This window comes from Sphingobacterium sp. MYb382, assembly GCF_037572665.1.
Lineage (GTDB): Bacteria > Bacteroidota > Bacteroidia > Sphingobacteriales > Sphingobacteriaceae > Sphingobacterium.
This window is the reverse complement of record NZ_JBBGZT010000019.1, coordinates 26,471-49,230: the sequence shown is the minus strand read 5'-3', so window position 1 is coordinate 49,230 and position 22,760 is coordinate 26,471. Positions and strand designations below refer to the sequence as shown.

Here is a 22,760-nt window from a genome sequence, read left to right as displayed (position 1 = left end):
ACAAACAATTTTAGACAGAAATCGCCTAGTAGGCGGTTTCTGTCCATTTTAGGCCTAGCGATGTTTCTTTTTTACTTCGTTGTAGGCATGTTAATTATCTTTTGGAAGAATTTTCCAATAGCAATTGACCCTGCGTACAAGAATTTTTTCGGCATGCTGCTAATTGTTTATTCATTTATGCGTTTTGCTCGATTGTGGCAGAATAACTTCATAAGGTAGTAGCAGTAGTAATTTTAAAGGAGATGAATATGAATAGGTTTATATATATGGGAGCCGCAGCTCTTATGCTCTTTGGTAGCGCTTCTTGTTCGAATAACAGTAAACAGCAAGGGACTAGTGAAAGTAAAGCCCCTGCAAGTGTTAAAGAGGATATTTTAGTCGGAAGCTTAAATGTTATTGTTGATGCATCGGTTTTCCCTTTATTGAAAGAACAAGAGGATGTTTTCCTTTCCGCTTATCCGAATGCGAAGCTTAATTTTATTGCTAAACCTGAAGTCTTAGCTGTTAAGAATTTGCTAGAAGATAAGGGCTCTGTGGCTATTTTAGCACGTAAATTGAGTGAAGAAGAGAATAAGAATTTTGCAAGCCGCTCGATTCAGCCACGTGTCTTTCCTATATTTTCAGACGCTATTGTGTTTGTTAGTCATACTAATTCGTCCGATACCAGCGTTACTATTCAAGAGGTTTTAGACTTAATGAAAGGAACAAGTACTTCAGGAAAGCGACTTTTATTTGATAATTTAAATTCGAGTAGCTTTCGACAACTTAAGTCCTTGGGGAATTTGGATAAAGTTGCTTCTTCTTTCGTAGAAGGTGCAAATACAGCAAAAGAGGTTCTTGAAACCGTTGCTGCTACAGCGGGAAAAATCGGTGTAATAAGTTATAATGAATATTTAGATTTGAAATTATCGTTTTCAAATAATATTCGTATCTTGAGCGTGAAGAATACGATTGGGGATAAGCCCGATAATATATATTACAAGCCCAATCAATCGACGATTGCTGCAGAACAGTATCCTTTAAGACGTACATTTTACGTTTTAAATTATCAACCGAATTTAGGTTTAGGGCTTGGTTTCTCCGCTTTTTTAACGGGCGATAGAGGACAACGTATTGTATTAAAGTCTGGCCTTGTGCCTGCAACGATGCCTGGGAGGGAGATCATTGTCAGAGATAAGATTTAATTTTGAAATAAAATAGAACATACATAGATTATGACAAACAGCAAATTAGTTTTAAGTTTATTATTAGCTGGTGCAGTTGGTTCTGTAAATGCACAAAGTTTGAAAGATGCAAAGGCGGCCATCAGTTCAGAGCAATACAGTAAGGCAAAAGGTATTTTGCAAAACTTAGTGGAGAAGAAAGCAAAAGACGGCGAGAACTACTTTTACTTAGGTAAACTTCATTTAATCAATGATAAAGTGGATTCTGCTGCTTATGTATTTAATCAAGGTATAACAAATGCTCCAAAAGAGCAATTGAACAACGTAGGTTTAGGTATCGTAGATTTATTAAGTGGTAATCAGAGTGCAGCAGAATCTAAATTTGCTACGGCGGTTTCTGGATTAGGTAAGAAAGATTATTTACCATTATTGTATATTGGTGAGGCATATATTGATGCTCCAAAACCTGATTATACAAAAGCTGTTGAGTATTTAACACAAGCAAAAGCTAAAAATGAGAAAGATGCAAATATCTTAATCGCTTTAGGTAATGCTTACGCAGGTTTAGGCGAGAGTAGCCCTGCTTATATCAGCTACCGTGATGCAGAGTATATTGATCCTTCTTTATTGAAGGCTAAAATTGGTCAAGCTGTTATTTCACGTAGAGCACAAGCTTACGATGTGGTATTAGAGTCGTTTGAAGAATTAGGTACTGAAAACCCTAACTACGCTCCAATTTTACGTGAGCTTGCGGAAACTTATTACTTATCTTCTCTAAAAGCTCCTGAGGATAAATACCGTGAGATTAACAAAAAAGCTGTAGAGAACTACAAAAAATATTTGACTTTAACAGGTGATAACTCTGTAGAAGCAAAAACTCGTTATGCCGATTTCTTGGTTTACTCGGGTAACTATGATGAATTGAAAACTGTATCACAAGAGCTTGCTAATATGCCGGGTGCTGATGCTAAAGTTTTTCGTTACTTAGGCTACACTAGCTATTTACAAGATAAAGACTACGCTAAAGCGGCAGAATATTTAAATACCTTATTCTCGCGCGTTAAGCCTGAGCGTTTAATCCCTCGTGACTATTTGATGGCTGGTTTAGCTAACCTTACTAGTGGAGATGAGGCTAAAGGTTTAGAATTGTTAAAACAAGCGGTAGAGAAACAAACTGAAGAAGATAACTTAGAAGCAGAGATTGCAGAAACAGCATTCGCGAAATACCAAGATGGTGAAGTAGAAACAGCTATCAAGATTTTCCGTATTCCAGCGTCTAAACCTACTTCAGATTACTACTATGATGCAAACTTCTATTTAGGTTCTGCTTTATATGGTAAAGGTTCTAAAATTGTGTCTCCAGCTGAAGATGAGGAATTAACACCAGCTTTAGGTCTTAAGAAATTAGCAGAAGCTAAGCCTTTCTTGGACGAAGCGGTAAAATCATTAACGATTGTTGCTGACGCAAACAAAGAAGATGTAGTTAAAAAATACCGTGTAAGCTCTTTATACTACAAAGGATTATCGGAATTAGCATTGGATAATGTAATGTACGATCCTGAAAAATCTAAGGGCTTATTTGTAGACTCATTTACGCGCTTATTGCAAGCAGCTAAAGAGGCAAATGTTACCGATGGTAGTTTGAATGCATACATTGTTGATGCCAACAACTACTTAGGATATTTCAACTATTTAAAAGGTGATACTGCAAAAGCAAAAGCATTTTTCAAAGAAACTGTTAAGATTAGTCCTGAGGACGAATTCGCTGGTCAGTTTGTGAACCAGTTGTAATATTAAAGTTACATTAAATTGAAAGGGACTGATATCGGTCCCTTTTTTTTATGGAAAAAAATTATATATTTGTTAATGAGATAGATAATATACTAATGTTATGGAAAGTGTAGTCCTAAGTAGCACTCCCGTTGATTATATCCCAATTTTAGTGCAATTGGGAGTAGCCGTTTCATTTGGTGTTTTGACAATTATCGGAACACATATGATTGGTCCGAAGGTTCGAACCGCCAATAAATTGGATGCTTTTGAATCTGGCGTTGAGGTGATGGGTAATGCCCGTCAGCCTTTTTCCATTAAATATTTTTTGGTCGCCATCTTATTTGTAATTTTTGATGTAGAGGTCATCTTTATGTACCCTTGGGCTGTGAACTTTCGTGAGTTTGGTGTTCAAGGACTTATCGAGATGTTTGTCTTCATGGGCTTACTGCTCTTAGGCTTTATCTACGTAATCAAGAAAAAAGCGTTAGACTGGGATTAAACCACCCTTTCTTTCTAGGCCTCCTTTTCGCCCAAGGATGTCATAATATAAACTGTAAACAATAAATAAAATATAGTCATGAGTAAAGTAGTGACATTAGCAGAAGCGCCTCCCGGTATTGAAGGGGCAGGTTTTTTTGCGACAAGCTTGGACAAGGCTATTGGATTGGCGCGTGCTAATTCGTTGTGGCCTTTACCTTTTGCGACGTCCTGTTGTGGGATTGAATTTATGGCAACCATGGGTTCTACCTATGATTTAGCACGTTTTGGTGCCGAGCGACCTAGCTTTTCGCCAAGACAGGCAGATATGCTATTAGTGATGGGAACGATTGCCAAGAAAATGGCGCCCGTACTGAAGCAGGTATATGTGCAGATGGCTGAACCCCGCTGGGTGATTGCCGTAGGTGCTTGTGCTTCTAGTGGAGGCATCTTCGATACATATTCCGTATTGCAGGGGATTGATGAGATTATTCCTGTCGATGTGTATGTGCCAGGCTGTCCTCCTCGTCCCGAGGCTATTTTGGACGGCGTGTTGAAGTTGCAGGAGATTGTTAAAAATGAATCGCTCAATAGACGTAATACACCAGAGTATCGTGCATTGTTGGAGAGTTATGGCATAACGACAGAAAATGGATAATAACAGCGTATTACAGCACCTGCAGCTTAAATTTGGCGACGCGGTGCAAGAGTTAGGCGTACCATATGGTTTATTGACTATTGAGGTCGCTAAAGACCGTCTTATAGAACTGCTCGAGTTTGCTAAGGAAGATTCGCAGTTGCAGTTAAACTATCTGACGGATATCACGGGAGTGCATTATCCTAAGCAAGCCGATCGTGAGTTTTGTGTGGTATACCATCTCCATAATATGTATGAAAATTATCGATTACGGATTAAGGCATTCCTCCCAGCTTCGGATCCAAGTATTGCTAGTGCAACAGTATTGTGGAACGGTGCTAATTGGATGGAGCGAGAGACGTATGACTTTTATGGAATCAACTTCATTGGTCATCCCGATTTGCGGCGTATTTTAAATATGGATGACCTGGATGTCTTTCCAATGCGGAAGGAATATCCACTGGAAGATCCAAACCGTATAGATAAGAAAGACTTTTATTTTGGACGTTAAAACTTAGAGAAGAGATGAGCAACCCAATTACCAAGATAAGCCCGAATAGACCCGTATATGTTGATAATGATCCGCAGGATGAATTAGTGACCCTAAACATTGGCCCTACGCACCCTGCGACACATGGCGTTTTCCAAAATGTTGTGAAGATAGATGGTGAGCGTATTGTCAGTGGTGTTTCTACCATCGGTTATATCCACCGTGCTTTTGAAAAAATAGCTGAACATCGCCCATTTTATCAAATTACTCCCCTTACTGATCGTCTGAACTATTGTTCGGCTCCTATAAACAATATGGGCTGGCACATGACTGTAGAGAAGCTGCTGGAGATTGAGATTCCTAAGCGTGTTCAATACATGCGTGTTATTGTTATGGAGCTTGCTCGCGTTGCGGATCATATTATCTGTAACGGTATTCTTGGTGTTGATACAGGTGCTTTCTCTGGATTCTTGTATTTGATGCAGGAGCGCGAATTGATTTATGAAATTTTTGAAGAGATATGTGGTGCTCGCTTAACCACAAATATAGGGCGTATCGGCGGTTTTGAGCGTGACTTCAATGATGTTGCTTTCGCAAAAATAGAAGCCTTTATTAAGCGTTTCCCGGCGATTCTTGCTGAGTTTGAAGAAATGTTTGTGCGCAACCGTATTTTTATTGAGCGTACCTCTGGAGTTGCCGCTGTGACGCCTGAGGAGGCCTTAAGCTATAGCTGGTCGGGGCCGATTTTGCGCGCTACAGGCGTGGATTACGATGTCCGTGTCTCGGCTCCTTATTGTTCTTATGAAGAGTTTGAGTTTGATGTCCCTGTAGGTACAACGGGTGATGTATATGATCGTTTTATGGTACGTAACGACGAGATGATACAATCTCTACGTATTATCGAGCAAGCATTAGAAAAAATAGCTAAGGAGCCTGCTGGAGTATTCCATGCGGATGTTCCTGCTTTCTATCTTCCTCCGAAGGAGCAAGTGTATACCAATATGGAGGCTTTGATTTATCATTTTAAGATTGTGATGGGTGAATGGGATTCGCCGCAATCGGAAGTTTACCATTCTGTAGAAGGGGCAAATGGGGAGTTGGGTTTTTATCTTATCCATGATGGTGGGCGTGCGCCTTACCGTCTACATTTCAGAAGACCTTCTTTTATAAACTATCAGATGTTTGCGCCAATGAGTAGTGGCATGTTACTGTCTGATGCGATTATCAATATGAGTAGTTTAAACGTTATTGCAGGAGAATTAGATGCTTAGTGTTAAAGAAAATATGAAAGTAAGCTTCTCAGCGGAACTGTTGAAGCAATTTGAGGAGGTGGTGTTGCGCTATCCCGAGAAGCGACAGAAATCGGCACTATTGCCTATTCTGCACTTGGTGCAAGCCGAGTACGGCTGGTTGAGTGTAGATGCTATGGAGAAAGTAGCAGCCTATTTACACATTGAACCTATTGAGGTTTATGAGGTAGCCACTTTTTACACGATGTTTTTCTTGGAGCCGAAAGGCAAATATGTGCTGGAGGTATGCCGTACTGGTCCTTGTTGCTTGGTCGGTGCAGAGAAAATTATCGATCATCTTGAAGCCCGTTTGGGGGTGAAAGAAGGAGAGGTTACGAGCGATGGTTTATTCTCTTGGCGTGGGGTAGAATGTGTGGCCGCATGTGGCTTTGGTCCTGTTTTACAAATTGGTCCTGACTACACATTCTATGAAAACCTGACGACCGAAAGTGTGGATGAACTATTAACTGAATTAAAAAAGAAAGCACAATAGATTTAGTATGGCACGTAAATTATTGTTGACACATATCGATGTTCCGGGAATAGCTACCTATGATGTTTATCGTCAAAAGGGCGGTTACCGCGCAGTCGAGAAAGTATTGAATGGCATGACTCCAGATGAAGTCGTGGAAGAGGTGAAGAAATCGGGCCTTCGTGGTCGCGGTGGAGCAGGCTTTCCGACAGGAATGAAGTGGAGCTTTCTTGCGAAGCCAGAAGGTGTTGCTCGTTATTTGGTGTGCAACGCTGATGAGTCTGAACCAGGAACGTTTAAGGATCGTTATTTGATGACGAAGATTCCTCATGCTTTGATTGAAGGGATGATTGTTTCTAGCTATGCCTTAGGGGCACATACATCTTATATCTATGTGCGTGGCGAAATGATGCCACAGATTCGAATTCTTGAGAAAGCAATTGCCGAAGCAAAGGCCGCGGGCTTTTTAGGTAAAAATATATTGGGTAAAGGCTACGACTTGGAAATATATGTGCAACCTGGTGGTGGTGCATATATCTGTGGCGAAGAAACAGCCCTATTAGAGTCCTTGGAGGGTAAGCGTGGTAACCCACGTATAAAGCCACCATTCCCAGCGGTATCGGGGCTCTATGGCTGTCCTACGGTGGTAAACAATGTGGAGTCCATAGCATCCACTGTGCCTATTATTAATGATGGGGGTGAGGAGTATGCTAAAATTGGTATTGAGCGTAGTACAGGAACGAAATTGATTTCGGTCTCCGGAAATATTGTGAATCCTGGTGTTTATGAAATTGAATTGGGTTTACCCGTCGAGGAATTTTTGTATTCCGACGAGTATTGTGGAGGAATCGCTAATGGCAAACGCTTAAAGGCTTTGGTAGCTGGCGGTTCTTCGGTTCCTATTATTCCGGCAAATTTGGTGTCGACTACAGCGAAAGGTGATGCACGCCTGATGACCTATGAGTCATTAGCTGATGGTGGATTTCAGACGGGGACTATGATGGGGTCGGGCGGTTTCATTGTTTTTGATGAAGACCAATGTGTCGTGCGCAACACGTGGAATTTTACACGTTTCTATCATCATGAAAGTTGTGGTCAGTGTTCTCCATGTCGCGAAGGAACGGGATGGATGGAGAAGGTGCTGCATAACATTGAGTCAGGTCATGGCTCTATGGAGGAGATTGATTTATTATGGGATATACAAAGTAAGATTGAGGGAAATACAATTTGTCCATTGGGCGATGCGGCGGCTTGGCCGGTGGCAGCGGCTATTAGACATTTTAGAGATGAGTTTGAATGGCATGTCAAACATCCACAAGAAGCCCAAACTAGGAATTTCGGTTTAGCGCATTATGCTGAACCGCGCATGCCACTTGTTTAAGACCTGTAACATTTACTTTTTTAGCGAACGAAAAATGGCAGACGAAAAATTTAAAGTAACGATTGATGGGATACCGTTGGAGGTAGATCCCGGAACGACGATATTAAATGCAGCACGACAAATAGGCGGAGACATTGTGCCTCCGGCGATGTGTTACTATTCCAAACTAGAAGGTAGTGGTGGTAAATGCCGTACCTGCTTGGTTAAAGTTTCAAAAGGATCTGACAAAGACCCGCGACCGATGCCGAAGCTTGTTGCTTCTTGCCGCACGACAGTGATGGACGGTATGGAGGTTGAAAACATCACTTCTCCAGAGGTATTAGATGCTCGTAAATCTGTCGTAGAGCTTTTGTTAATTAACCACCCGCTTGATTGTCCTGTTTGTGACCAAGCAGGGGAGTGTAAGCTTCAAGATTTAAGTTATGAGCATGGAGCAGAGCAGACACGTTATGCTTTCCCTCGTCGAACTTTTGAACGTATCGATATTGGTGAGCAGATTCAGCTACATATGAATCGTTGTATTCTTTGCTACCGTTGTGTATTTGTAGCAAACCAACTGACAGATACACGTGAGCACGGTATTTTATATCGTGGTGATCATTCTGAAATATCCACTTACATTGAGAAAGCTATCGATCATGACTTTATTGGTAATGTAATCGATGTATGCCCTGTTGGCGCTTTAACGGATAAGACTTTCCGCTTTAAAAGTAGAGTTTGGTTTACGAAGCCCGTCGATGCACATCGCGATTGTCCGACTTGCTCTGGCAAGGTTACCCTTTGGTATAAAGGAGAAGAGGTGTTACGTGTGACAGGGCGTAAAGATGAATACAATGAGGTGGATGAGTTTATCTGTAATACCTGTCGTTTTGATAAGAAAGAGACGAAAGATTGGGTGTTGGATGAGCCTACTAAGGTGGATAAAGATTCGGTGATTACGGCCAATCATTATACCAGCTTTGCACCACCAGCGGTTATTCAGCGTGATGAGATATTGCAAGAGGCCAATGCGGAGCAGTTGGCAAGAACGGAACGATTAAAATAAAAAACAGCGTTAAGCATGGAAGCTACTTTTATTATAGAAAAATTGGTTTTGGTGGTTATTGTGTTTACCATTTCGTTGGTAATCGCAATGTACTCTACCTTGGCAGAGCGTAAAATCGCTGGTTTTATGCAGGATCGCCATGGTCCAAATCGGGCAGGTATTGGCGGTATTTTACAGCCTTTATGTGATGGCGGTAAATTCTTCTTTAAGGAAGAGATTATCCCCGCAGGGGCACATAAGACTTTATTCATTCTAGGCCCTACTTTGGCCATCATCACAGCCTGTATTAGCTCGGCGGTTATTCCGTGGGGGCAAAATTTGACAATTGGTGGTCGTGAGATTGTTTTGCAGGTGGCGGATATTAATGTGGGCATCCTATATGTATTTGGTGTTGTCGCCTTAGGTGTATATGGCATTATGCTTGGGGGATGGGCATCTAACAATAAATTCTCTCTTATGGGAACGATACGTGCTGCTTCGCAGAGTATCAGCTATGAGATTGGGATGGGCTTGGCTATTATTGCATTATTGATGGTTACGGGTACACTTTCTATGCGTGAAATCGTCGCGCAGCAAAGTGGTTTTGTCAACTGGAATATATGGGTGCAGCCTTTGGGTTTCCTAATTTTTATTGTTTGTGTGTTTGCCGAGTGTAACCGGGTTCCTTTTGACCTTCCGGAGTGTGAGACCGAGTTGATTGGCGGTTATCATACGGAGTATTCGTCGATGAAACTAGGTTTATACATGTTCTCTGAGTATATCAATATGTTTGTTTCATCAGCATTGATGGCGGCTTTATACTTTGGTGGATACAATTTCCCTTTTATGAATGACTTGGGCTTGTCCCAAAACTGGATAACTATTATTGGGGTGCTGGTCTTTTTCCTTAAAATATTTGGATTTATCTTCTTCTTCATGTGGATTCGCTGGACTTTACCGCGCTTCCGTTATGACCAGTTGTTAAATCTAGGATGGAAAATATTGATTCCTTTGGCTATCGCCAATATTGTACTGACGGGAATCGTAACCGTGGTGAAGGACCTTTATTTTTAGCATTCTTGTTACTAGGATAGATCAATAGACGCGGCTTGGCCGCTTAAGAAAATGAATATGCAGTCATTATCAAATAGAAAGAAAGTTATAGAGCAGAAACCCATGAATTTTTGGGAACGTATGTATTTGCCCGCTATTGCAAAAGGGCTACGCATCACGATTCGTCACTTTTTCATGAAGATACCTACGGTGAAATATCCGGAAGAGCTACGTCCTTATTCGAAGAATTTTAGGGGGCAGCACTCCTTGAAGCGTGATGAACAAGGACGTGAGCGTTGCACAGCCTGCGGCTTATGTGCTTTGTCATGCCCAGCAGAGGCCATCACGATGACTGCTGCAGAGCGTAAGCCTGGAGAGGAGGCTTTGTACCGTGAGGAGAAATATGCTGCCGTTTATGAAATCAATATGCTGCGTTGTATTTTTTGTGGCCTTTGTGAGGAAGCTTGTCCGAAGGAAGCTATCTATCTGGATGGCTCACATGTGACCGCTGAATACTTACGTAAGGATTTTATCTATGGTAAGGATAAGCTTGTGGAGCCTGTATTTGATATTAAAAAATTAAACCAAGAAAAACCAATTTAGTATGTCTGTATTTTATTTAGCAGCTTTCCTGGCTATCTTTTTCGCCATTATGACGATTCTAACCAAGAACCCTGTACATAGTGTGCTATATCTGGTGATTACCTTTTTCACGTTAACTATTCATTATATTTTGTTGAATGCACAGTTTTTAGCTGTCGTTAATTTTATCGTGTATATGGGGGCGATTATGGTGCTGTTTCTTTTTATTCTGATGTTGTTAAACCTGAATAAAGAGTCGGAGCCGATGAAGTCTACCTTGGTGAAAGTTATTGGTGGTATTGCTGGCATGTGTTTAATAGCAACCTTATTGGGAGCGTTCCGTGTGTTGGAGCCTAGCCATGCCATGATTGTTGCCAATAGCGATGTAGGCCTGGTGAAGAACCTCGGTAAGGTTTTGTTTAAGGAGTTTCTACTGCCTTTTGAGATTTCATCTATTTTGCTACTTACAGCAATGGTGGGGGCAGTTTTATTAGCTAAAAAAGACGTAAAGAAAGCATAATGGAAAATATTGTTCAACAGATGCAAGGGGTGCCTTTAGACCACTATATTATTTTTAGTAGCATCCTTTTTGCGATTGGTGTTGTAGGCGTTCTAATTCGTCGCAATGTCATTATCATTATGATGTCCATTGAGTTGATGCTCAACTCGGTCAACGTGTTGTTGGCTGCTTTCTCGGCCTATCGTGGGGATCCGAGTGGACAGGTGTTTGTATTCTTTGTAATGGCCTTGGCTGCCGCAGAGGTTGCCGTTGGTTTGGCGATTATTGTGATGGTGTATAGGAATACGAAGTCGGTTGATATTGAGTCATTGAGTAAACTACGTTGGTAAACAATTAACAGTTCTTTAGTACGATTTTTATGGCAGAATTACTTTGGTTAATACCTTTAATACCCTTTTTAGGATTTGTTTTAAACGGACTGGGGCGGCATAGTTTTCCGAAACCTGTAATTGGTTTGCTGGGCTCTGTAGCTGTTTTTGTTCCTTTTGTTTTGAGTTTACTTCTTTTTTCAGAGGTATGGGCTGCGCGGCAAGCAGGAGAGTCTGTTGCTATTTATCAGCATTTATTTGATTGGTTTTCAGTAGGGAGTCTCCATGTTGGTTTATCCTTCTTGGTAGATCCTTTGAGTGCGACGATGTTGTTAATCATCACCGGTATCGGTTTTTTAATCCATCTGTACTCCTATAGTTATATGCATAATGATAAGGAGCTAGGCAAATTCTTTGCTTTTCTAAATTTGTTCATCTTCTTCATGACCTTATTGGTGATGGGCTCCAACTATTTGGTGATGTTTATCGGTTGGGAAGGCGTTGGTTTATGTTCTTACCTACTCATCGGTTTTTGGTTTACCAACTCCTCTTACGCATCAGCCGCCAAGAAAGCTTTTGTGATGAATAGAATTGGTGATTTGGGCTTTTTGATAGCATTGTTCTTTATCTTAGGGCATTTTGGCTCACTAGAATACTCCGCTGTTTTTGATCAAGCGGCTTCCTTAAGTGTTGGGGATAGCACGGTTGTTATCATCACCTTATTACTTTTTGTAGCAGCAACAGGGAAATCGGCACAGATTCCATTGTTCACTTGGCTCCCTGATGCGATGGCAGGACCGACGCCCGTTTCGGCGTTGATTCACGCAGCGACGATGGTGACGGCAGGTGTTTATATGGTTGTGCGTTCTAATGTGTTATTTCTATTGTCGCCTTTGACGCTAGAGATTATGGCTATCGTCGGGTTAGCGACAGCTTTGGTTGCCGCTTTTATAGCGCTTACGCAGAATGATATCAAAAAGGTATTGGCCTATTCTACGGTTTCACAATTAGGCTATATGTTTTTAGGCTTAGGTGTTGGCGCTTTTACAGGGGCTTTTTTCCACGTTTTGACGCATGCTTTCTTTAAGGCTTTACTTTTCTTGGGCGCTGGTTCTGTGATTCATGCGATGGGTAATGAGCAAGATATGCGCCGTATGGGTGGCTTACGGAAAGCTTTACCTGTTACGTTTGCAACCATGTTTATTGCGACAATTGCGATAAGTGGTATTCCTCCATTTGCAGGCTTCTTCTCTAAAGATGAGATTCTAGCTCATGCTTTTCAGGCTAATATCGTGTACTGGGCTGTGGGTATTTTAACGGCTTTGTTTACGGCTTTCTATATGTTCAGGTTATTGTTTTTAACTTTCTTTGGCTCCTTTAGAGGAACGGATGACCAACGTGCGCATTTGCATGAGTCTCCTTGGCAGATGACGGTTCCACTGGTTGTTTTAGCCATATTATCGGTCGTTGGTGGCTTGATTAATTTACCAGAGGCATTGGGAGGACATCACGCATTGGCTAATTTTTTAGCCCCTGTTTATTCGGGTAGTGCGATAGAGAACTATGCATTGCAGCTAAGTCATGAGACGGAATATATATTAATGGCTGTTTCTGCAGTAATTGCTATTGGAGTTGCACTTTATGCGTACCGCCAATATGCTGCTAAGAATAGTATTCCTACAGAAGATGCTACAACGAAGGGCCTTTTATACAACCTGTCATATCATAAGCTATATATCGATGAGTTTTATGATACGCTGATTGTAAAACCACTCAAATGGCTTTCTAACTTTTTATATACATATGTGGAGAAGCTCGGTATCGATGGCTTTGTGAATGGTATTGCTTCTTTCTTTGTAGGTTCGGGAAAAGGAGTGAGGCAGCTGCAAAGTGGCTATGTAGGCTTCTATATCCTGATGATGGTTTTAGGGATTATGGCCGTTCTGATTTATGGCATCATCACAATTTAAGACGTTTTTTAGCATTTAATATTGACGATTAATGAATAACCTATTTATACTTCTATTGATTCCGTTGCTATCGGCATTTGCTTTGTTCGGAATCAAAAATACGGTGCTTGCAAGACGGTTGGCTTTAGGCTTGGCTTTGGTACAAGTATTGGCTACTATTCCATTTCTCTTGGCTTTTCAGCCTGAAGGCTTGATGCAGTTTGAGCAAAGCTGGAATTGGATAAGTGCCTTAGGCGTTCGCTTACATATTGGGGTGGATGGTATCAGCTTGCCGTTGGTGCTGCTGACTAATGCGTTAATTCCTTTGATTGTATTAACGACTTTTGATAAAGATTTTAAAGGTAATTTCTATGGTTTGGTTGCTTTTATGCAAGCCGGATTATTGTTGGTTTTCCTTGCTTTGGATGCTTTCTCTTTCTATGTCGGTTGGGAAGTAGCCTTGATTCCTATTTATTTTATTTGTGGTCTATGGGGAGAAGGAGATCGTATTCGTGTTAACTTAAAATTCTTTATTTATACCTTTTTTGGTAGTCTTCTGATGTTAGTTGCCATTTTGTACCTATACAATCAGGTGCCAGAGCGCAATTTTGAATGGAGTTCTTTTGTTCATTTAGACTTATCGGAATCTACGCAACGTTGGGTTTTCTGGGCTTTCTTTATCGCCTTTGCGATTAAGATTCCTATTTTCCCTTTACATACTTGGCAACCAGCAACCTATACCCATGCCCCTTCTGCAGGTACTATGTTGTTGGCTGGTGTTATGCTAAAAATGGGCGTATACGGCATCATCCGTTGGCTGCTGCCTGTTGCTCCTTTTGCGGTATTGAGTTATGGTCCTTTGGTAATGACCCTTTGTGTCATTGGCTTAGTGTATGCTTCTATTATTGCATTTAAACAGAGAGATGCAAAACGGTTGATTGCTTTTTCTTCGATTGCGCACGTCGGTTTGATTACCGCAGGAGTAATCTCTTTGCGTGGCGAAGGTTTACAAGGGGCGATTATCCAGATGGTGAACCATGGTTTTAGTGTGGTTGGTTTATTCTTAGTAATTGACATTATAGAGAAGCGTACGCATACGCGCCAATTAAATGAACTCGGAGGCTTAGCTTCAAAACTACCTGAGTTTGCCGTCTTCTTCCTCATTATTTTGTTGGGTGCTATTGGGCTTCCCCTGACAAATGGGTTTATTGGGGAGTTTTTATTGCTGAAAGGTGTTTTTGGATTTGGCGTATGGTATGCTGCGGTTGGAGGGCTAACACTAATTTTTGGTGCTGTTTATATGCTTCGTTTTTATCAAAAAACCATGCTTGGAACTCCGGCTACACCTTACGGACCATTGCCTGCTTTGTCCTGTTCCGAGTTTATCGTGCTTTTAGCGGTCGTTACTGTTACCCTGTTTTTGGGTGTCGTTCCGGATTCGTTATTGCACTTGTCAGAAGCATCAGTCGTCAATTTATTAAATCAGATTAAATTTTAAAATAGCGAGATCAATATATTATGGGAGCGATTATAACACTGTGTGTCTTGGGGATTTTAGTTTTGTATTTAGGCTTGTTTAAAGCCAAAAATGCATTACTTCCTGTAACCTTATTGGGCTTAGCTTTAGCCTTTGGCTTGACCATTGCGAGTTGGGATACGTCGGCAGCACCGATTTTTCATGGCATGGTACGCTTTGATACCTTTGCCTTGTCTTTTTCTTTGTTGTGCATCTTTATTACGGCCTTGATTTTATTGCTGTCTAAAGAATATTTTCGAAGTATCAGTGATAATGTAGCTGAGTATTATTGTTTGCTACTTTTCTCTTTAACAGGTGCTTTATTAGTATGCTCTTATCATAATTTTGCTATGCTTTTTATTGGCATTGAGATTATGTCTGTTGCTTTATATGTGTTAGTCGGTATTCGTAAGAATGACTTGCACGGTAACGAAGCTGCTTTAAAGTACTTTTTAATGGGTGCTTTTTCGACAGGCTTTCTGCTTTTCGGTATTACCTTATTGTATGGTGCTTCAGGAACTTTTGATTTGGCGGGCTTAGCCACGTATGTGTCATCTACCGATAGTTTATCGCCTTTATTCTATGCAGGTCTTTTACTTTTATTATGTGGCTTATGCTTTAAGATTGGTGCTGCTCCTTTTCATTTTTGGACGCCCGACGTATACGATGGTGCTCCGATATTGATTACAGCATTTATGAGTACTGTCGTTAAGATAGCTTCATTTGTAGCTTTTTTACGCCTTTTCAGTATGGTGTTTATTCCTGTAACCGAGGTGTGGACTCCTGTATTGCTGACTATAGTGGTGATTACTTTATTCGTTGGCAACATTTCAGCCTTGATGCAATCTAGCTTTAAGCGGATGATGGCTTACTCTAGTATTGCTCATGCTGGTTATATGCTTTTTTCGCTGGTGGCCTTAAGCGGTAGCTCTGCTACGAGTTTGTTTACTTATGCTACGGCCTATGCTTTAGCTTCCATTATTGCTTTTGGTGTTTTAATTCTTGTGAAGCGGGAAACAGGATCAGACCATTTTGAATCTTTTAACGGTTTGGGTAAGCGTAAGCCTTGGTTAGCTGCTGTATTAACGTTGGCTATGTTGTCACTTGCGGGGATACCGTTGACAGCTGGTTTTATGGGTAAATTTATGATGTTCAATCAGGTGATGCAAACATCTAATATTATCTTATTGCTCTTGGCGGTGGTAAATGCAGCTATTGGGGTTTATTTCTATTTGCGTGTCGTCATCCATATGTATTTCAAGGATAGCGATCAAGCTTTTGCTTGGAAGACTCCATTAAGCTATAAAGTGGTTTTTGCGATTGCCGCTCTTTTGACTTTAATTACGGGTATTTATCCAGATTGCATTATTGCCTTTTTGTAGGTTAAAATAGCTTTCATATATAAATGGAAAGACCGTTGTGACTTAATAGTCGTAACGGTCTTTCCATTTATTTTTTAGGGACTCACGGAGCTTGCTTTCGCCCGCATTATTTCCTGGTTTATACAAGGTCGTGCCACTAAGCTCGTCAGGAAAGAACTCTTGCTCTACAAAATTCCCAGGGAAAGCATGTGCGTATTTGTATTCTGTTCCGTAATTCAATTCTTTCATCAGCTTTGTCGGTGCATTTCTTAAGTGTAGCGGAACGGGTAGATTTCCGGTTTGCTTCACGATTGATAATGCCGTGTTGATGGCCTCGTAAGAGGCATTACTTTTTGCTGAGGAGGCTAGATAGGTAACCGTTTGTGCCAGGATAATACGCGATTCGGGCCAACCGATTACATTTACTGCTTGAAAGCAGTTGTTAGCTAGCAGTAGCGCATTGGGATTGGCATTGCCAATATCCTCCGATGCAAGAATAAGTAGTCGGCGAGCAATAAAAGAAGGATCTTCGCCGCCTTGAATCATTCGTGCTAGCCAATATATTGCCGCATTCGGGTCGCTTCCGCGAATGGACTTGATGAAGGCCGATATGATATCATAGTGTTGCTCTCCATTTTTGTCGTATAGCGCTAAATTCTGCTGTACCTGTTTTAAGACAAAGGCGTTGGTAATATTTTGCTTTTGCGTTAGCGCAGCATTGTGTACCAATTCGAAAACATTGAGTAGTTTGCGAGCATCTCCACCGGATAATCTAAATAAAGCTTCATGCTCTTCAATAACGACAGGGTGTTCTTTTATATAGCTATCTTTCTCTTGAGCTCTATGGAGGATGGCCAGTAGGTCCTCTTCAGAGAGGTGTTCAAGCACATAGACCTGACAACGGGATAATAATGCGGAGATGACCTCAAACGAAGGATTCTCTGTGGTCGCCCCAATAAGCACAACGATACCACGCTCTACAGCGCCTAGTAAAGAATCTTGTTGTGATTTGGAGAAGCGATGAATCTCATCGATAAATAAGATGGGTTGTTGCTGATGAAAATTGCGTAGTTGTTCGGCCTTCTCCAGTACTTCTCGAATATCTTTTACGCCCGATTGAATAGCGCTTAAAGCAAAAAATGGGCGATTTAGCTCATTCGCAATAAGGAGTGCAAGGCTTGTTTTTCCGACGCCAGGAGGCCCCCAAAAAAGCATCGACGGTATGTTTTTTTGTTCAATTGCTTGTCGTAATACAGCACCTTCTCCAAAGATATGTTGCTGACCAATATAGTCGGCCATATTTTTTGGACGCATGCGTTCTGCCAAGGGAGTTGTTGTTACCATAATAATACGAAATTACTAAAAATTTTAGACAAGCAACAGTAGTGGTTTATGTTCGTTTTAGTTTTTGTGAGGTGAATTGAGGTTCGTAAATCCGGCAACAGGAAATCTGCATTATTGCATTTGAATCTAAAATTCAGTAAGTTTGATATAATCAGAGTATAAAATATATGCGATTTTTAAGCAGTTTAATCTCGCCTTTTGGGCGTTTTGATAAGGTACATAAACTATATTGTCTATCCTTTTTAGGTACTATCGCGGTATTGCTATCGGGGGCTGAGGGGCTGCATGCGCAGTCAAAGAAGCTGCCGGAGGGGGATAGTGGTTCTGTAACGAAGTATAATAAAAAATTTAACGGCATTGGTCCAACCGTTTATGTAGTATATCCAGAGAAGTCCAAGAAAGAAAAGCTTCAGGATTCGTATACGCTTAAGTTGGGCTTTCAGGATAGCATTACTAAAGCATTGGATTTTCAACAATTGGTAGAAGGTTTTAAGGCGACGAGTAATGAGGCGAGTATTCAGCCTTTGTTGTCAACGGTGCCTATAAACAAGGCTGATTGGTTAAGGCTAGTAGAGCATGAAGCAAATTTGGAAAACTATCCTTTGGCTTATGCGCTGTTGCAGGCTTATGCTGTTCAGGCTTTGCGAAGTCAAGATATTAAAGAGGCGGTGCATCTATTAAACGAGGCATTACTTCATGCGCAGAAAACGAAGGAAACGGGTGATTTGGCGACCATTCAATACAATTTAGCCAACATCTATTTTTACCTTAAAGACGTTGAAAATGCAGGTTTCTTCCAAGAGGCAAGCTATAAAATGGCCGTTCAGCATAAAAATGGCGTAGAACAGGCTGTTTCTCTAGTTAAAATAGCGTTGATTCAGGCTTTTGACAAAGATTATATCTCTGCCGAGAGTACCATTATCCGTAAGGCTATTCCTTTATTGAATAAAGCGAAAGCTTATGATCAGAAAGTCGATGCTTGGGTTGCTTTAGCTAAGATTTACCAATGGCAAAATAAACATACAGAAGCGCAATGGTTTTTAATTCAGGCACGTGATTTGGCTGTAAAACGGAACGTTACCAATGATTTGGCGGTAATTGAATATATGTTAGCCTTTTCGAAACAAGTACAAAAGAATTATACGGTTGCTGAGCAAGAGTTTATTCGTGCCGATAAGCTGGCACAATTGGAGCAAAACAAGCTGCTACAATTAGCAATTGCGGATCGCTTAGGTCAGGTTTACATGGAGCGAAATGACATTCCCAATGCAGAAAATACATTACGTAGCTATCAAACGCTTCGTCGTGAGTTGTTCAAGACAGATGGGGATTTTTAGTCTGTTTAATTGCGTAAATAGTTAAGTCTTTTGTTAGATAAGCCGAGTATAACCGTTGTTAATAGTTTATTGTTTTTTAATCGACATTTCTTCTTTATTTTTGTAGCGCTACATCTACAAATTGTATAATCGACACGTTATATTCATCAAAATCCAGTTCAAAGTCTTAATTTTGAATATTCGCCAATGGCATATTAACTAAGTATTTACGCTTTAAGCATACGGATTATCATATTACGCAATCGTTTGTGTAATAAAATCTTGTTGTGTTGCGATTTGTAGATGTATGAAGTAGTTAGGTATGGACATGTTTTTATTGCTCATCGTCGAATCGAAGAACAAGTACCTGTAAATTTAACGTTTAGTGATGATATTAGGATATGGTTCTAAAAAGATGACGGCTTTTGAATCTTATGTATTCTGTTTTGCTGTTGTTCAAGTTTTGCATTTAATTGTGATGAGTTTCACAATGAGTGTGCCTTTTGGCTTGTTGTATGGTCCCTTACTTTATGCTATTTACCATATTACAAGTACTGGTGAGCGATTTTCTAGTCGTTTATTTTTAGTACAATTTCTTCCTTTTCTTTTTTTTAGTATTTGGTATGTATGGACGCTTTTTTATCCATCACCTTATTATTTTAACGTAACGTTCTTTTTCGCCATCGTCTCTACCTTTTCGTATTGTATTTTTCTATCCTTCAAGATGAGTCAAAGTTTTAAAGGAATTAGTGATAGTTATATTCTTTTAGTTCGTCAGCTTATCGGAATGGGGTTCGGAGCATCAGCCTTCTGTATCTTTTTCTATGATGAGATAATTCTAGTGACGCCTATTTTTTCGGAATATACTTTCACCCTTTCGTTATTTTTATTTTTTAGTGCCCTTATATCGTGTCACTTTTTGTACAGAAGCTTTTTTGGTAGGCGGGAAAAAGGTTTAGAGATTACTACGGACGATGATGCTAATGTTTTGGATCATGTTTATAGTAATCATGGTCAAGTTTTGGAAAAGGTGATGCTGAAGGATGAGTTGTTTTTGAACCCACGCTTGACTTTAGCCGATCTTGCTGAGCATACATCAATTTCGAAGACAGATATTTCGGACTTTATTAATCTACATGCACAAAGTAATTATTATGAATGGTTAGCTAAATACCGTATTCAATATGCTTTGGAATTGTTGGATAGCACAACGGATCAATTGAAGATGGAAGCTATAGCTAATGAAAGTGGCTTTAGTTCAAAAACTGTGTTTTATCGTTATTTTAAACTTTTTGTAGGCGTTTCTCCTTCAGCCTATCGGTCAAAACTAATTGCTAGCTAAGCATGTCGGTAACGGATTTACTTTATGTAGCGATTTTCTCTGTAAGTTTTCTTGCTATACATCTAGGCTTTATTCAGAAAGAACGTTCAGCAATGAACATGCTTTTGATTGTCTTTTTGTTTGTTGCTATTCTCAATATGGGACATGCTTACCTTTTTCGGGAGGTATTCAGCGGCTATCGCTATGTTGACTTGGGGTCTCCTTTTGGACTTATCTATGGACCTTTGTTGTTCTTTGGTTATCGAATATCTCATGGTAGACGTATCCGTAATGGGGAGTATATCGTGCATCTCAGTGCTTTTGCGATTGGATTCGTTGCTTATGTTTTTTTCCTCATAAATAGTAACTTCAGAGAAGCGTATGCGGATAGTTACTACACGGCTTTGTATACGACTATTGTGATATCTTGGTCTGTTTATCCTATAATTCTTATTTTAAAAGGGAGTAAGGATACGGCCGTTTGCAGTACTATTTATAGTTATGCGATGATTATCCTCATCGTGCTGGCTTCTTTTTTCTTGCCTCTTATCGTGCTTCGTGCCGGTCAACATATTGTGCAAGATATGCCAGCTGCTCGTCTTGTGACCTTAATTGCGATGCTTTTGGCTGTTCTTACGGTGTATTTTTATTTATTAAACCGTTTGGTTGAATTCTCTCGCGTCGTTGCGGTTCATTCTTCGAAAATTAAACAACTTCCTCCTCTTGTTATTGAGCGCATTGAGCCATCGCGGGAGATACCTCTTCCGTTTTTTAATAAGATAAAAGAGTACTTAACGAAAGATAGATACCTAAATCCAGCTTTTAAGTTGGAAACAATGTCGAAAGATTTAAGTATTCCGAAGCATATTATTTCGCAGTATTTTCAACAGGTATATGAAGATAGTTTTGTACGTACAGTAAATTCATGGCGTATCGCTTATGCATGTCAACTTTTATTGAAAGCTGATGTTGATTTTAATGTCGAGAATTTAGCTTTTGCCTGTGGATTTAGTTCCAGAGCTTCATTTTATCGTAATTTTAGCCAAGAAAAAGATTGTACCCCATTAGCTTATCGGGAGAAATATATAGGTTCATCACCCCTCGAATCATGAAAAATTTCTTTTTCGTTTTTATCTATTTCTTTTTTTTGTCGGCAACGCTAGTTTCCGGTCAAGAGAAGGATGATTTTGAGCGTCGTTACAATGAGGTCTATAGCGCTCGAATCGCCGCAGATGTTAAGGATGCCTATCGTATAGCAGACTCTCTTTTTCAATCTGCAAAGAACGATGAACAACGGATAAAAACACTGATGCTTTTGGCAAATATCAAGCATAGTATTGGTGATATTTCCATGGCGCTGAAGCATGTTGTCAAGGCGCAGGCTATTGCGGAACTTGACGGTTTTGCAGAGTGGGAAGCGCGTACTTCCGGTTTTTTAGCAACCACTTATCGTAATGTCGGTTTGCTCTCGGAATCAAAAAAGTATCTTGATAAAGCCGAGAAGGCAAATGAGCGACAGAAAGATGCTAAGGGGTATAAGTTGACGAAAGTTAATATTTTGCAGGAAAAGGCTTTTCATGCCGTGGAAATGAACGCGCATGATGCCGCAATAGCCTTTCTAATCGAGGCGCAGCATTATTTGGCCGCCGATTCTTCTATAAACCCACGAGCACGTTTGGTGCGCGCTACGAATAATCAGCTACTAGGTGTTTCTCAGCTCGCTCTAGGGAAGCTGGATACCGCTGATGTCTTATTTTATGCAGCACTGAATGATCTTCAGGGGCAGGAGAGTAACTTAGTTCCTTACGTTTATCGAGGCTTAGCGGAAGTATCGTTGAAAAGAGGGAATTATGAAGACGCTAAAAAGTTTTTAGACCAGGCAGCTCCTTATATAGAGAGTTCAGATCGTGAAGAGTTGAAGAAGCTTCTTTACTCAAGTTACATCGCCTATTATGATGTTGTCGATAAGATGCAAGCGGCTAGCTACCGTAAGTTATATCAAGAATTGAGTGACCAACAAGCGGCCTTGACGCGTAAGATGGCGAATGAACTCTTGGATGAAGCTACTGCTGTGGAAGAAAAGGAAAAAATAAGGCATCTTATTTTAACCGTTTTTGTGCTTGTCCTGCTACTTATTTGTATATTTTTATTCCTTCGTATGTGGTTTATTCGCCGTCGATCTGCGGATACCAGGGAAACTATAGCTGCCGTTGAAGGCGATGACTCCACAAGTATTGTTTTGGAAGAGTCCTATTTTTCTATAGCCAAAGAGACCGAAAGTAGACTGCTACAAAGGCTTCTGGAGTTAGAGAAGAGTAGTTTTTTTCTTGACCCTCATATGTCGCTATCTAAAGTAGCCTCTTTGATGGATACCAACCAAAGGTATGTGTCGTACATGTTGAAAAATTGGCGCGGTAAGGATTTTAATGAATTTATTCAGGCCTGCCGAATCGACTATATTCAAGCGTGCTTGGCTACCGATGCAAAGCTTCTGGAGTGTAAGATAAGCTATATAGCTACCTTAGCTGGATTTAGTTCGCATAGCCAGTTTTTAACCGCTTTTAAAGCAGAAACAGGGCAGCTACCATCGATATACATACAAGATTTGCGGGATCGAAAAATAGAAGGTCTTTCTTAAAAAAGTAGGGAAATTCTTCATTTAGGGGCATAAAAAAAAGGTTTCCAAACGGGGAGAATGAAAACCTTTATAACCAATTATAAACCTAAATTATGATGAAACAAATATCAAACTTATTTTTGTAATTGCAAAATCAATTTAGCAAG

21 protein-coding genes are annotated in these 22,760 nt (G+C 40.4%); 20 read left to right on the top strand and 1 reads right to left on the bottom strand.

The features are described from left to right. Positions 1 to 248 precede the first annotated feature (248 nt). From WH223_RS08170 to WH223_RS08095, 16 genes are all read left to right on the top strand, one after another. The gene (locus WH223_RS08170) at positions 249 to 1,184 is read left to right on the top strand and encodes a PstS family phosphate ABC transporter substrate-binding protein (RefSeq protein WP_340047071.1); all 936 of its coding nucleotides are present in this window, start codon (positions 249 to 251) and stop codon (positions 1,182 to 1,184) included. Between the two features lie 30 nt (positions 1,185 to 1,214). After that, a complete protein-coding gene (locus WH223_RS08165) occupies positions 1,215 to 2,954 on the top strand; it encodes a tetratricopeptide repeat protein (protein ID WP_340047070.1) in 1,740 nt (579 codons plus the stop codon). A 100-nt stretch (positions 2,955 to 3,054) separates the two neighbouring features. After that, positions 3,055 to 3,435, top strand: coding sequence for an NADH-quinone oxidoreductase subunit A (locus tag WH223_RS08160; protein WP_340047069.1), 381 nt, complete (start codon positions 3,055 to 3,057; stop codon positions 3,433 to 3,435). A 78-nt stretch (positions 3,436 to 3,513) separates the two neighbouring features. Beyond that, a complete protein-coding gene (locus tag WH223_RS08155; RefSeq protein ID WP_340047067.1) occupies positions 3,514 to 4,071 on the top strand; it encodes an NADH-quinone oxidoreductase subunit B in 558 nt (185 codons plus the stop codon). Continuing rightward, the gene (locus WH223_RS08150; RefSeq protein ID WP_340047066.1) at positions 4,064 to 4,561 is read left to right on the top strand and encodes an NADH-quinone oxidoreductase subunit C; all 498 of its coding nucleotides are present in this window, start codon (positions 4,064 to 4,066) and stop codon (positions 4,559 to 4,561) included. Before WH223_RS08155 ends, WH223_RS08150 begins: the two co-directional genes overlap by 8 nt. Positions 4,562 to 4,575: 14 nt before the next feature. Further along, a complete protein-coding gene (locus WH223_RS08145) occupies positions 4,576 to 5,811 on the top strand; it encodes an NADH-quinone oxidoreductase subunit D (RefSeq protein WP_340047065.1) in 1,236 nt (411 codons plus the stop codon). Next, a complete protein-coding gene (locus WH223_RS08140) occupies positions 5,804 to 6,322 on the top strand; it encodes an NADH-quinone oxidoreductase subunit NuoE family protein (RefSeq protein WP_340047064.1) in 519 nt (172 codons plus the stop codon). The genes WH223_RS08145 and WH223_RS08140 overlap by 8 nt, the downstream gene beginning before the upstream one ends. Positions 6,323 to 6,329: 7 nt before the next feature. Then, a complete protein-coding gene (gene nuoF, locus WH223_RS08135; RefSeq protein WP_340047063.1) occupies positions 6,330 to 7,682 on the top strand; it encodes an NADH-quinone oxidoreductase subunit NuoF in 1,353 nt (450 codons plus the stop codon). Between the two features lie 34 nt (positions 7,683 to 7,716). Then, positions 7,717 to 8,727 (top strand): 2Fe-2S iron-sulfur cluster-binding protein, encoded by a 1,011-nt coding sequence (locus WH223_RS08130; protein ID WP_340047062.1) that lies wholly within the window; start codon positions 7,717 to 7,719, stop codon positions 8,725 to 8,727. A gap of 15 nt (positions 8,728 to 8,742) precedes the next feature. Then, positions 8,743 to 9,780, top strand: a complete 1,038-nt coding sequence (gene nuoH / locus WH223_RS08125) for an NADH-quinone oxidoreductase subunit NuoH (RefSeq protein ID WP_340047061.1) — start codon at positions 8,743 to 8,745, stop codon at positions 9,778 to 9,780. 57 nt (positions 9,781 to 9,837) lie between these two features. Further along, positions 9,838 to 10,362 carry a NuoI/complex I 23 kDa subunit family protein gene (locus WH223_RS08120; RefSeq protein WP_340047060.1) on the top strand — a complete coding sequence of 175 codons (525 nt, stop codon included), beginning with the start codon at positions 9,838 to 9,840 and terminating at the stop codon, positions 10,360 to 10,362. Position 10,363: 1 nt separating this feature from the next. Next, on the top strand, positions 10,364 to 10,861 hold the full coding sequence (locus WH223_RS08115) for an NADH-quinone oxidoreductase subunit J family protein (RefSeq protein WP_340047059.1): 498 nt from the start codon (positions 10,364 to 10,366) through the stop codon (positions 10,859 to 10,861). Further along, entirely contained in the window at positions 10,861 to 11,190 is a 330-nt protein-coding gene (nuoK, locus tag WH223_RS08110; RefSeq protein WP_340047058.1) for an NADH-quinone oxidoreductase subunit NuoK, read from the top strand. The genes WH223_RS08115 and nuoK overlap by 1 nt, the downstream gene beginning before the upstream one ends. Positions 11,191 to 11,219: 29 nt before the next feature. Continuing rightward, positions 11,220 to 13,139 (top strand): NADH-quinone oxidoreductase subunit L, encoded by a 1,920-nt coding sequence (gene nuoL, locus WH223_RS08105; protein ID WP_340047056.1) that lies wholly within the window; start codon positions 11,220 to 11,222, stop codon positions 13,137 to 13,139. Positions 13,140 to 13,170: 31 nt separating this feature from the next. Then, complete coding sequence (locus WH223_RS08100) at positions 13,171 to 14,616, top strand: complex I subunit 4 family protein (protein ID WP_340047055.1); 1,446 nt, start codon at positions 13,171 to 13,173, stop codon at positions 14,614 to 14,616. 20 nt (positions 14,617 to 14,636) lie between these two features. Continuing rightward, the gene (locus WH223_RS08095) at positions 14,637 to 16,016 is read left to right on the top strand and encodes an NADH-quinone oxidoreductase subunit N (RefSeq protein WP_340047054.1); all 1,380 of its coding nucleotides are present in this window, start codon (positions 14,637 to 14,639) and stop codon (positions 16,014 to 16,016) included. A gap of 42 nt (positions 16,017 to 16,058) precedes the next feature. Here WH223_RS08095 and WH223_RS08090 read toward each other — a convergent pair whose 3' ends face one another. Further along, positions 16,059 to 17,339, bottom strand: a complete 1,281-nt coding sequence (locus WH223_RS08090) for a replication-associated recombination protein A (RefSeq protein ID WP_340047053.1) — start codon at positions 17,337 to 17,339, stop codon at positions 16,059 to 16,061. 167 nt (positions 17,340 to 17,506) lie between these two features. Between WH223_RS08090 and WH223_RS08085 the strand changes: the two genes are divergently transcribed. The 4 genes from WH223_RS08085 to WH223_RS08070 all read left to right on the top strand — a co-directional run bounded on the left by WH223_RS08085 (position 17,507) and on the right by WH223_RS08070 (position 22,614). Next, positions 17,507 to 18,676 carry a tetratricopeptide repeat protein gene (locus WH223_RS08085; RefSeq protein WP_340047052.1) on the top strand — a complete coding sequence of 390 codons (1,170 nt, stop codon included), beginning with the start codon at positions 17,507 to 17,509 and terminating at the stop codon, positions 18,674 to 18,676. A 367-nt stretch (positions 18,677 to 19,043) separates the two neighbouring features. Then, the gene (locus WH223_RS08080; RefSeq protein WP_340047051.1) at positions 19,044 to 19,997 is read left to right on the top strand and encodes a helix-turn-helix domain-containing protein; all 954 of its coding nucleotides are present in this window, start codon (positions 19,044 to 19,046) and stop codon (positions 19,995 to 19,997) included. 2 nt (positions 19,998 to 19,999) lie between these two features. Continuing rightward, positions 20,000 to 21,088, top strand: coding sequence for a helix-turn-helix domain-containing protein (locus tag WH223_RS08075; RefSeq protein ID WP_340047050.1), 1,089 nt, complete (start codon positions 20,000 to 20,002; stop codon positions 21,086 to 21,088). Beyond that, positions 21,085 to 22,614 (top strand): helix-turn-helix domain-containing protein, encoded by a 1,530-nt coding sequence (locus tag WH223_RS08070; RefSeq protein WP_340047048.1) that lies wholly within the window; start codon positions 21,085 to 21,087, stop codon positions 22,612 to 22,614. Before WH223_RS08075 ends, WH223_RS08070 begins: the two co-directional genes overlap by 4 nt. Positions 22,615 to 22,760: the final 146 nt, after the last annotated feature.

What these genes read in the sequence shown, in the direction of transcription:
- WH223_RS08095 (WP_340047054.1), top strand. Translation starts at nt 14,637, where the DNA reads ATGGGAGCGATTATAACACTGTGTGTCTTGGGGATTTTAGTTTTGTAT.
- WH223_RS08155 (WP_340047067.1), top strand. Translation starts at nt 3,514, where the DNA reads ATGAGTAAAGTAGTGACATTAGCAGAAGCGCCTCCCGGTATTGAAGGG.
- nuoF (WP_340047063.1), top strand. Translation starts at nt 6,330, where the DNA reads ATGGCACGTAAATTATTGTTGACACATATCGATGTTCCGGGAATAGCT.
- WH223_RS08160 (WP_340047069.1), top strand. Translation starts at nt 3,055, where the DNA reads ATGGAAAGTGTAGTCCTAAGTAGCACTCCCGTTGATTATATCCCAATT.
- WH223_RS08070 (WP_340047048.1), top strand. Translation starts at nt 21,085, where the DNA reads ATGAAAAATTTCTTTTTCGTTTTTATCTATTTCTTTTTTTTGTCGGCA.
- WH223_RS08075 (WP_340047050.1), top strand. Translation starts at nt 20,000, where the DNA reads ATGTCGGTAACGGATTTACTTTATGTAGCGATTTTCTCTGTAAGTTTT.
- WH223_RS08170 (WP_340047071.1), top strand. Translation starts at nt 249, where the DNA reads ATGAATAGGTTTATATATATGGGAGCCGCAGCTCTTATGCTCTTTGGT.
- WH223_RS08145 (WP_340047065.1), top strand. Translation starts at nt 4,576, where the DNA reads ATGAGCAACCCAATTACCAAGATAAGCCCGAATAGACCCGTATATGTT.
- WH223_RS08080 (WP_340047051.1), top strand. Translation starts at nt 19,044, where the DNA reads ATGATATTAGGATATGGTTCTAAAAAGATGACGGCTTTTGAATCTTAT.
- nuoK (WP_340047058.1), top strand. Translation starts at nt 10,861, where the DNA reads ATGGAAAATATTGTTCAACAGATGCAAGGGGTGCCTTTAGACCACTAT.
- nuoH (WP_340047061.1), top strand. Translation starts at nt 8,743, where the DNA reads ATGGAAGCTACTTTTATTATAGAAAAATTGGTTTTGGTGGTTATTGTG.
- WH223_RS08165 (WP_340047070.1), top strand. Translation starts at nt 1,215, where the DNA reads ATGACAAACAGCAAATTAGTTTTAAGTTTATTATTAGCTGGTGCAGTT.
- WH223_RS08130 (WP_340047062.1), top strand. Translation starts at nt 7,717, where the DNA reads ATGGCAGACGAAAAATTTAAAGTAACGATTGATGGGATACCGTTGGAG.
- WH223_RS08085 (WP_340047052.1), top strand. Translation starts at nt 17,507, where the DNA reads ATGCGATTTTTAAGCAGTTTAATCTCGCCTTTTGGGCGTTTTGATAAG.
- WH223_RS08090 (WP_340047053.1), bottom strand. Translation starts at nt 17,339, where the DNA reads ATGGTAACAACAACTCCCTTGGCAGAACGCATGCGTCCAAAAAATATG.
- WH223_RS08140 (WP_340047064.1), top strand. Translation starts at nt 5,804, where the DNA reads ATGCTTAGTGTTAAAGAAAATATGAAAGTAAGCTTCTCAGCGGAACTG.
- WH223_RS08120 (WP_340047060.1), top strand. Translation starts at nt 9,838, where the DNA reads ATGCAGTCATTATCAAATAGAAAGAAAGTTATAGAGCAGAAACCCATG.
- nuoL (WP_340047056.1), top strand. Translation starts at nt 11,220, where the DNA reads ATGGCAGAATTACTTTGGTTAATACCTTTAATACCCTTTTTAGGATTT.
- WH223_RS08150 (WP_340047066.1), top strand. Translation starts at nt 4,064, where the DNA reads ATGGATAATAACAGCGTATTACAGCACCTGCAGCTTAAATTTGGCGAC.
- WH223_RS08115 (WP_340047059.1), top strand. Translation starts at nt 10,364, where the DNA reads ATGTCTGTATTTTATTTAGCAGCTTTCCTGGCTATCTTTTTCGCCATT.
- WH223_RS08100 (WP_340047055.1), top strand. Translation starts at nt 13,171, where the DNA reads ATGAATAACCTATTTATACTTCTATTGATTCCGTTGCTATCGGCATTT.